This window comes from Acinetobacter sp. YH12102, from assembly GCF_013419125.1.
Taxonomy (GTDB): Bacteria; Pseudomonadota; Gammaproteobacteria; order Pseudomonadales; family Moraxellaceae; genus Acinetobacter; species Acinetobacter pseudolwoffii.
Genome location: NZ_VPAS01000031.1, coordinates 1 through 9,761 on the forward strand (window position 1 = coordinate 1; position 9,761 = coordinate 9,761).

Sequence of the window (9,761 nt, forward strand, 5' to 3'; positions counted from 1 at the left end):
AGCCGATTTATGGATTCCTCGCTCCAAGCGCCTGAAACGCCCATATCAGCCTCGATATAACCGAGATTGTTATGGTGAACTGGTACAAATCGATGGCTCACACCATGACTGGTTTGAAGGAAGAGCCGCTAAATGCTGTCTGCTAGTCTTTATCGATGATGCCACAGGCAAATTGCAGCATTTACGCTTCTGTGAATCAGAATCAGCCTTTGACTATATGATTTCGACACGCTTGTATGTTGAACAGCATGGTAAGCCTTTAGCGTTTTACAGCGACAAACATTCAGTCTTTAGGGTGAATCAAAGCAGCAAGAAAGACAGCAAGATTACCCAGTTTGGACGCGTACTCAGTACCCTCAATATCGATATCATCTTCGCTAACTCCCCTCAGGCCAAAGGACGGGTGGAACGGGCCAACAGAACCCTTCAGGACCGTCTGATTAAGGAGATGCGCCTGGAAGGTATCAGTTCGATTGCAGATGCGAATAAGTGGTTACCCTGCTTTATTGAGCAGTTCAATCTCAAGTTTGCAAAGATGTCCTTTAATCCTAAGAACTTACACCGCTCTGCCACCGAAACAGCTGAGTAATTAGATGATATTTTTACCTGGCGAGAGCCACGTAGAGTCACCAATAGCCTGACCATTACTTATGATAAATGTGTATATCTCCTGGAGAGTACAGAAGAAAACCAGAGGCTGATTGGTAAATATCTTGAGTTTCTAGAATACCCGGATGGTACTGTAGCCATCATGCATGAAGGCCGGAAGATCAATTACAGCATCTTCGATAAATTAAGTCAGCTCAACCAGCGAGAGATTGTTGAGAATAAACGGTTGGGTGTTGTTCTGAATCATATCCAACAACAGCATGAAGAACTGGAACAACAAAACAAACGCAATCGTTCTCAAAAGATGCCAAGCAGACGTGCACAGAAAACAGCAATTCAACAACGAAATCTGAATCCTGTGCTTGACTTGGAAATGTCCATATAGGACATTTCTATTTGGTTATTAGGTAGGACATTTCTACTTGGGAATAACACAGTCTGTTAGAACCCATTTAAAGTGTCTATATTCTCACCAATAAAAATGTCTGGTTTATGATGGTTTTCACCATCATGGACTGGATTTAAAACAGTTCGAGATCATCGTATTACCCAGATTCGTGCTGCTGAAACCCTGAGTCGTTCCACCCGTCAAATTACCCGGTGATTGCAGCAGCTCAATCAAGCTGGTGTTTCAGGTATGGTACATGCCAGTCGTGGTCAACCTGACCATCATCGGCATCATCGCCATGATGAGCGGTTAAAATCGCAATGGCTTTCTACTTCGGAATAACCGCCCTATTCATGGGCCTTTGGAGTATTTATTTAATCATCAATCTCTTATGTGAAATCTCATGCTTAGAACCCAGGTAGAACTCTCCTAGATAAATAAATGAGCTAATTAAGCAGTATATTCGAATCATTATTTGAGCCGAATATATGCTATATTCAACTCATCTGAGATTTTTAGAGAAAGATTGCAAATGCAGCAATGGATTTGGCAAGCCCAAAACTGGACAAATTTCACATGGCAAGATTCGATTATCTTACCTAAAACCAGACAGATACATCAAAAAATAGGGATTCTTCTGGGTCAAAGTCAGTATGATCTAGCAAAAGAACAATTCACTCTAGATACTCTACTTGCCAATCTTGTTGCTTCATCAGCAATTGAAAATGAAACCATCAATGTTTTTTCATTACGATCATCTCTAGCTCAACGCTTGGGTGTCACTCTTGAACAGCCCTATCCAAGCTCAGATCGGTCAGAAGGTTTGGCCAATATCATGCTAGATGCACTTAACGATGTTAAACAACCACTGACGGCTGCGCGTCTCGCACAATGGCATCGTTGGCTTTTCAATGATCCAGACTGGACAATGCAACGTTTAAGGATTGGTCAACTTAGGGGGTCAGAGCCTATGCAGGTCGTTTCAGGTCGATTGGATTACCCTAAAGTACATTTTGAAGCACCTCCCAGAAACGGCTTAGAAGACCACTTAAATGCCTTCATAGCGTGGTTCAATCAGAGTCTGAATGATTCATTGCTTGATCCTCTGTTACGTGCAGGTATTACCCATTTATGGTTTGTTACTCTGCATCCTTTTGATGATGGTAATGGTCGTATTACACGTATACTTACAGACCTTGCCCTAGCTCAAATGGATGAACAGAGTATCCGTTTGTATGCAATGTCTACTGCGATATTAAATAAACGTAAAAGTTACTATGAGATATTAGAACAAACCCAAAAAAATGATTCTAATATCACTGATTGGCTGATTTGGTTTCTAGACACATTGAATGATAGCCTTGAAAAAACCTTAGTGCAGATCAGTCGAACATTGTTTAAAAGCCAGTTTTGGCATAAATATTCAAATTTAGCGCTGAGTGAAGAACAACGCAAAGTTCTAAATCGTTTATTAGACGGCGGAGAAAATGGTTTTGAACATGGTATTAGTGCTTCACAATATCAAAAGGTTGCCAAAGTCAGTAAGGCAACAGCCACGCGCCATTTATCAGACTTGCTTGAGAAAGAATGTATCGTCAAATTGGAAGGTGGTGGACGTAATACACGCTATCAGATCAATACGCAGTTATAGAGATGCTCAGCAATCAAAAACATGCTGTATTAAATATACGTATTTATTCACTTTTATTTATTTATTCAGAAAATATCAAAATTACTGCTATATAGCGTCATGATACAAGTTCCTATAAATTAAATTCATAAATTTCAAATATTTAATTTATAGGAAAAAGGACTAAATTTAGCTCATTTTCTATTTAACATTTATATTCATATTTTTTTCAAAATTCATTACTTATTTTCGTATATGTTTCAACGTAGCTTAAAGACATTCATTTATAGGTGTCTTTATGTCTTATCTCATTGCCAAGCATACACATGTCATTGAACATGATAGTGAAGCGATTTATGCAGCTTATCATGTTGCTGATTTTGCACTCAGCGGTCGTAACCAGCGTGATCAAAATCGTGAATTACCTTTTGCAGAAGTGAATTTGTTTAGTCAAAAAGGCTTAGGAGGAATTCGCATTCCACGCGAGTTCGGTGGTGCCTTTGTGTCGAATAAAAGCTTGGCACAGGTGTTTCGTATTATTAATAAGGCGGATTCAAGCTTAGGGCAAATTCCGCAGAACCAGATTGCGCTATTGAACATGATTAATATCATGGGTTCACAACAACAAAAAACATTTGTATTTAACGAAATATTACATGGCAAGCGTCTCGCCAATGGTGGCCCTGAGCGCAATACCAAAGACAGCAAAACCCTAAATACCCGCTTATCGATCGAAAATGAGCGTTACTTTGTCACGGGAGAAAAATTCTATTCAACCGGTAGTAGTTTTGCTGACTGGCTGGCAATTAAAGCGATTCATCCGGAAGGACATGTGGTGCTCACGCTAGTCGAACGATCACAACCAGGTCTTGAAGTGATTGATAACTGGAATGGTTTTGGACAGCGCACCACTTCAAGTGGCACGGTCAAATTAGACCATGTCGAGGTTAATCCCCTACTCATTTTTGATGAGCGTTTATTGGCAAATCAACCGAATTATCGCGGGGCATTTTCACAACTCATGCAAGTGGCGATTGATGTCGGGATTGCTGAAGCTGCCCTTGCAGACACCATTTCTGCAGTCAAACAAGCACGCCCCATCATTGATTCAGGTTTAGACAAAGCCAGCTTCGAACATTACACCCTGCAAGAAGTAGGCAAATCGATTGTGCTGCTTGATGCTGCGATTTTATTGCTTGATGAAGCAGCTGAATATTTAGATGAACTCGATCAACTTACCCAGTTCACTGAACAACAAGCCGCGTTAGCCTCAATTCGTGTCGCAGAAGCAAAAGTCTATGCCAATGATGCGGCATTACACATTTCAGAAAAACTCCTGGAACTCGGTGGCAGCCGCGCAAGTTTGCAGCAGCATAATTATGACCAGCACTGGCGTAATGCACGTGTACACACCTTACATGATCCAATTCGCTGGAAATTACATGCTCTAGGTGACTATTACCTCAACAATACCCTTCCTGCCCGCCATGCTTGGATTTAAGGATCGCGTCATGACATCGTATCAAAAAAATATTTACCTACAGCAAAATCAGCCTATTCATGTGATTCATTCGGATGCTGAGGCATTAGCGATTGCAAAAAAACTTGCGGCCCAGTTTAAAGAAAACGCTATTCAACGTGATGCTGACCGAATTTTGCCGTTTGAGGAAATTGAAGCCTATAGCCAATCAGGTTTATGGGCCATCACCGTGCCGAAAGAATACGGCGGCGCTGATGTATCCAGTTATACCGTTGCGCAAGTGATTGCACTGATGAGTGGTGTGGATGGTTCAATCGGACAGATTCCTCAAAACCACTTTTATGCCTTAGAAGTGTTACGCAATACCGGTACACCTGCACAAAAACAAAAGTTCTATGGCGAAGTTTTAAAAGGTGCACGTTTTGGCAATGCGCTTGCAGAGTTCAAAACCAAAAATTCTACACAAAAACAGACCATATTACGTAAAACCGAACACGGCTATGACATTTCCGGTGAAAAATTTTATTGTACCGGTAGTTTGTTTGCACACCGCATTCCAACATTGGTCAAAGATGAACACCACCGTGAATTTCTGGTCTTTGTACCACGCGACAGCCCAGGACTAGACATCACCGATGACTGGACTGGTTTTGGTCAAAAAACCACAGGCAGTGGCTCAGTCAAATTTCATCAAGTGCAAGTCAATGCAGAAGATATTGTCCCATTTGATGTGGCATTCTCATCACCTACACTGGTTGGTCCGTTTGCGCAAATGATGCATGCTGCGATTGAAACCGGCATTGCCCGTGCAGCCTTCGAAGAAACATTAATTCGTGTACGCCAAGCACGTCCTTGGATTGACTCAAAGGTCGATGTAGCGACAGATGATCCGCTGACCAAATTCGAACTGGGTCGTTTAATTGCCGATGTCCGTGCCAGTGAAGTCCTGCTTAAACAGGCCGCTCGTTCGATTGATGCGGCCAAACCTTCACCGACCCAAGAGAACATCGCTAAAGCTTCTTTAGATGTTGCCAAAGTGCGTGCGCATAGCACTGAAACCACTTTAAAAGTCTCATCAAAACTGATTGAACTTGCTGGCAGCCGTGGCAGCCAACGTGAAGATGGCTTGGATCGTTTTTGGCGTAATGCGCGGGTACACACCCTGCATGATGCATCCCGTTGGAAATATTACTTTATTGCCAACTATGCCGTGAATGCCGTACTGCCACCACGCCGAGGAACGCTCTAATGTCGCATCATTTATCAGTAAATCCTGCAAAAAAAATACTGCTGAATGCCTTTGACATGAACTGTGTCGGGCATATTAACCATGGTTTATGGGCACATCCTAATGATCAATCCCATCGCTTTAATGAACTCAGCTATTGGACTGATTTAGCCAAGACCCTGGAGGGTGGTTTATTCGACGGGTTATTTATTGCAGACATCACCGGTAGCTATGATGTCTATCAGAATAATTTAGACCTGACCTTAAAAGAATCGATTCAGTTACCCAGCCATGATCCAACCACACTGGTTTCTGCCATGGCAGCGGTGACTCAGCACCTAGGCTTTGGGATTACCGTTAATTTAAGCTATGAGTCGCCTTATCAATTTGCCCGTCGTTTTGCCAGTCTCGACCATTTAAGCCAAGGTCGGATGGGTTGGAACATTGTCACCGGTTATTTAGACAGTGCCGCACGCTTGGTCGGTCAACACAGCTTACAAGAACACGATACGCGTTATGAACAAGCCGAAGAATTCTTAGAACTCTGCTATCAGTTTTGGGAAGGCTCATGGGAAGATGAGGCAATTCAAAAAGATAAGATCAATCGTATTTTTACCGACCCACGCAAAGTGCATGCAATTCATCACCAAGGCCAATTTTATCAAAGCCAGGGTGTGTTCCAGGTGGCACCGTCTATTCAGCGCACCCCTGTATTATTTCAAGCCGGTGCTTCACCTCGTGGTTTAGCTTTTGCAACGCAGCATGCTGAAGCCCTATTTATTGGTGCAGACACGGCTGAAAAAGTGAAAGCCCAAGTCGCCAGAATTCGTGAGCTGGCCACACAACAAGGCCGTAATCCTGAAGCATTCAAACTGTTTGTGGGTATCACCGTGGTTTGTGCTGAAACGGATGCGCTCGCTGAAGAAAAATTGGCGGATTATATTCACTATGCCAGCCCTGAAGCGGGTCTGGCGCATTATTCAAGTTCAGTCGGTATCGATTTATCTCAGTTTGCACCTGACGAGCCAATTCCTTACCAAAAAAGTAACAGCATTGTCTCGGTCAACAATAAATTTAAAGAGCAAAGCATCACCCGTAATGATCTTGGCAAACAGCACATTTTAGGTGGACGTTATCCAATTTTTGTTGGTAGCGGTGCCCATGTTGCCGAGCAATTGATTCAATACTTGGATGACACCGGCATCGATGGTTTTAATCTGACCCGTACCGTTGCGCCTGAATCACATCAAGATTTTATCCGTTATGTCATTCCGGAATTGCAACAGCGTGGTCGTTATAAAACCGCTTATCAGGATGGCAGTTTGCGCCACAAATTGTTCCAAAACGGTGATCGACTGCCTGAGCAGCATCCTGTGCAGCAATTCCGCTATGGCATACAGGCAACCGCACAAAAACAACGTGCTTAAAAATGAATCTCAATAAAAACTGATTTAATAAAATATATAGAGGTGTGCAATGGCACAAACAGCAAAAACAAAATGGACACTGATTGGTGTGGTGACGGTGGTCATCGTGATTGGTTTAATCATCTGGAATCAACAAAAATCAAACCCTTCCAATGAATTGGTGATTGGTCTAAGCCCTTCCTTTGCCAAACCTTTACAGGTCGCGGCAGAAGAAGCCAAGGTGCAAGGACTGAATGTTAAATTGGTGGAATTTTCAGATTGGAATACGCCGAACATTACCTTGAATCATGGTGATATCGATGCCAACTTCTTCCAGCATCAACCTTTCTTAAATAACGCAAAAAAACAAACTGATTTTAAAATTAAAGCCTTCGATGTCGGTGCTGCCACCCATGTCGGTCTGTATTCAAAAAAATACAACAGCTTTGCTGAGCTTCCTGATCAAGCCAAAGTGGTGATTCCAAATGACCCAGTCAATCAAGGTCGTGCTTTGCAACTGTTACAACAAGCACAGCTGATTAGCCTGCAACAACCTGATAATTTTTTATCCAGCTTAAAAGACATCGCCAGCAATCCGAAAAAACTGCAATTCATTGAAGTGGAAGGCCCACAAACTGCGCGTGCCATTGATGAAGCGGATCTTGCATTTGGCTATCCACATTATTTACGTCTGGCAAAAACCGCGGATCCTGAAAATGCTTTATTGTTCGACTCAAATACAGATAAACGTTTTGCGATTTTATTTGCCGTGCGTGAAGACTATGAGGATGTTGATGGAAAATTGCGTAAGTTTGTCGATATTTACCAAAATTCACCAAAAGTCAAAGCGGCTTTAGATGCCGACTTTGGTTCTAAACTTTGGTTCCCGGGCTGGAAATAAGGAAAATACCATGGTTAGTTTCGGTTCATCGGTTGAGTTTGCCATTCCGCATATCAAAATTCATCAACTGAATAAATATTATCATGTGCAAGGCAAACAGGTACATGCACTCAAAGACATCAATTTAGACATTCCAAAAGGAAAAATTTTCGGCATTATTGGTAAAAGTGGTGCAGGAAAATCCTCGTTAATTCGTACCCTAAATGGTCTGGAAGGGATGTCTGATGGACATATTCATATCCATCAGCAAGATTTAGCCACTTTAAATCATGAAGAATTAATCCAATTGCGCCAACGTATCGGCATGATTTTTCAGCATTTCAATTTGATGTCGGCAAAAACCGTACATGAGAATGTTGCCCTGCCGCTTAAAATTGCCAAATATCCTGCTGCTGAAATCGATGCACGGGTCACTGAAGTTTTACAACTGGTCGGCTTAGAAAATAAAGCGGAGCACTACCCCTCACAACTTTCCGGCGGTCAAAAACAACGTGTCGGTATTGCACGTGCTCTGGTTCATCATCCTGAAATTCTGCTCTGTGATGAAGCCACCTCTGCTTTAGATCCCGAAAGCACCTCCGTCGTGCTTGCGCTGTTAAAAGAGATCAACCAGAAATTAGGTATTACCATTGTGCTGATCACCCATGAAATGCAAGTGATCCGTGAAATTTGCGATCAAGTCGTGGTGATTGATCAGGGGGAAATTGTCGAGTCAGGACAAGTGTGGTCGGTGTTTTCCAATCCGCAGCAAAAAATTACCCAAGAGTTGCTGAACCTGGAACAGCTCGAATTACCGATTGAACTTTCTGCTGCAAAAACGGAAGCCACTACACACAGCGTTTTAAAGCTGCGATATGAAACTACATTGGTGAATGCACCGAATTTAACTGATTTAACCGCAGCATTTGGTCAGCCGGTGTATTTATATCAAAGCCATGTCGACAGTATTCAGGGGCATTTGATCGGTTCCTTTATTGTGGCGGTGGAAAACACCCAACTCGATCTGGCGGCACTTGCCAGCCAGCTACAACAACACATTGTAAACATCGAGGTTCTCGGCTATGCAAAATCAACTTATTGATCTTCTGATTAGCGGCACAACAGATACCTTATTGATGGTGGGTGTTTCGGCATTTTTGGCTTTTTTAATTGGTTTACCTTTGGCGGTGATTCTGGTCTGTTCCTCTGAACATGGGATTTACCCTTCCAAAAAAATTAATCATAGCTTGGGCTGGATCGTCAATATTAGCCGCTCAGTTCCTTTCTTAATTTTGATGGTCGCTTTAATTCCCATTACCCGCTTTATTGTTGGCACAAGTTATGGGGTTTGGGCGGCAGTTGTGCCTTTAACCCTTGCTGCAACCCCTTTTTTTGCCCGTATTGCCGAAGTCAGTTTACGTGAAGTCGATCAGGGCTTGATTGAAGCCGCACAGGCGATTGGCTGTAACCGAAAACAAATTATTTGGCATGTGCTGTTACCTGAAGCACTGCCTGGCATTGTGGCTGGTTTTACCGTCACCATTGTGACCATGATTAACTCATCCGCGATTGCCGGTGCGATTGGTGCGGGTGGCTTAGGTGATATTGCCTATCGTTATGGTTATCAACGCTTTGATATGCAAATTATGCTTGCCGTGATTGTGGTACTGATTGTGATTGTGATGCTGGTGCAAGCCTGCGGTGACATGCTTGCCCAACATCTCGATAAACGTAAAATTTAAATTCAGCAAACAATAACTTTAGTAAAAGTAACGAGGATAACGTTTTGATTCAAAGTGTTTCATTTATCGGTTTAGGTGCCATGGGTTGGCATATGGCATCACATTTACCAAAACTCGGTATAGAGGTATGCGTTTGGAATAGAACCGAATCAAAAGCACAAGCACATGCAGCACAATTTGCTACACAAGCGGTTTCGATTGAACAGGCCGTACAAGCGGATATCATTATTTCGTGTTTACCCACCAGTGCGGATATTGAAGCACTTATTTCGGCACTGTTGCAAATAGGCTGACATGATAAGCTAAATATCTTATTTATTTCGAGATACAGCAGATGAATCCCTTCCACGGTCGGCACTTTCAAGGTGAAATCATTCTTTGGGCTGTTCGTTGGTATT

7 protein-coding genes and 3 pseudogenes are annotated in these 9,761 nt (G+C 42.6%); all 10 read left to right on the forward strand.

The annotated features are described in order from the left end of the window. Nucleotides 1-994, forward strand: a pseudogene (locus FTU42_RS14205) (ISNCY family transposase); the annotation flags it as partial. Between the two features lie 159 nt (nucleotides 995-1,153). Beyond that, a pseudogene (locus tag FTU42_RS14210) lies at nucleotides 1,154-1,327 on the forward strand (ISNCY family transposase); the annotation flags it as partial. A gap of 202 nt (nucleotides 1,328-1,529) precedes the next feature. Then, on the forward strand, nucleotides 1,530-2,648 hold the full coding sequence (locus FTU42_RS14215) for a Fic family protein (RefSeq protein WP_074382678.1): 1,119 nt from the start codon (nucleotides 1,530-1,532) through the stop codon (nucleotides 2,646-2,648). 277 nt (nucleotides 2,649-2,925) lie between these two features. Next, entirely contained in the window at nucleotides 2,926-4,128 is a 1,203-nt protein-coding gene (locus tag FTU42_RS14220; protein ID WP_100355916.1) for an SfnB family sulfur acquisition oxidoreductase, read from the forward strand. Nucleotides 4,129-4,138: 10 nt separating this feature from the next. Beyond that, nucleotides 4,139-5,356, forward strand: coding sequence for an SfnB family sulfur acquisition oxidoreductase (locus tag FTU42_RS14225; RefSeq protein WP_159516744.1), 1,218 nt, complete (start codon nucleotides 4,139-4,141; stop codon nucleotides 5,354-5,356). Further along, nucleotides 5,356-6,762 carry an LLM class flavin-dependent oxidoreductase gene (locus FTU42_RS14230; RefSeq protein WP_159516745.1) on the forward strand — a complete coding sequence of 469 codons (1,407 nt, stop codon included), beginning with the start codon at nucleotides 5,356-5,358 and terminating at the stop codon, nucleotides 6,760-6,762. Before FTU42_RS14225 ends, FTU42_RS14230 begins: the two co-directional genes overlap by 1 nt. A 49-nt stretch (nucleotides 6,763-6,811) precedes the next feature. Continuing rightward, nucleotides 6,812-7,642 carry a MetQ/NlpA family ABC transporter substrate-binding protein gene (locus FTU42_RS14235; protein ID WP_100355913.1) on the forward strand — a complete coding sequence of 277 codons (831 nt, stop codon included), beginning with the start codon at nucleotides 6,812-6,814 and terminating at the stop codon, nucleotides 7,640-7,642. A gap of 10 nt (nucleotides 7,643-7,652) precedes the next feature. Further along, entirely contained in the window at nucleotides 7,653-8,723 is a 1,071-nt protein-coding gene (locus tag FTU42_RS14240) for a methionine ABC transporter ATP-binding protein (protein WP_159516747.1), read from the forward strand. Next, nucleotides 8,704-9,363 carry a methionine ABC transporter permease gene (locus tag FTU42_RS14245; RefSeq protein ID WP_100355911.1) on the forward strand — a complete coding sequence of 220 codons (660 nt, stop codon included), beginning with the start codon at nucleotides 8,704-8,706 and terminating at the stop codon, nucleotides 9,361-9,363. Before FTU42_RS14240 ends, FTU42_RS14245 begins: the two co-directional genes overlap by 20 nt. Before the next feature lie 44 nt (nucleotides 9,364-9,407). Further along, nucleotides 9,408-9,641: pseudogene (locus FTU42_RS14250) on the forward strand (NAD(P)-binding domain-containing protein); the annotation flags it as partial. Between the last annotated feature and the right edge of the window lie 120 nt (nucleotides 9,642-9,761).

Coding starts and splice junctions, on each gene's coding strand:
- FTU42_RS14230 (WP_159516745.1), top strand. CDS start 5,356: ATGTCGCATCATTTATCAGTAAATCCTGCAAAAAAAATACTGCTGAAT.
- FTU42_RS14220 (WP_100355916.1), top strand. CDS start 2,926: ATGTCTTATCTCATTGCCAAGCATACACATGTCATTGAACATGATAGT.
- FTU42_RS14235 (WP_100355913.1), top strand. CDS start 6,812: ATGGCACAAACAGCAAAAACAAAATGGACACTGATTGGTGTGGTGACG.
- FTU42_RS14240 (WP_159516747.1), top strand. CDS start 7,653: ATGGTTAGTTTCGGTTCATCGGTTGAGTTTGCCATTCCGCATATCAAA.
- FTU42_RS14245 (WP_100355911.1), top strand. CDS start 8,704: ATGCAAAATCAACTTATTGATCTTCTGATTAGCGGCACAACAGATACC.
- FTU42_RS14215 (WP_074382678.1), top strand. CDS start 1,530: ATGCAGCAATGGATTTGGCAAGCCCAAAACTGGACAAATTTCACATGG.
- FTU42_RS14225 (WP_159516744.1), top strand. CDS start 4,139: ATGACATCGTATCAAAAAAATATTTACCTACAGCAAAATCAGCCTATT.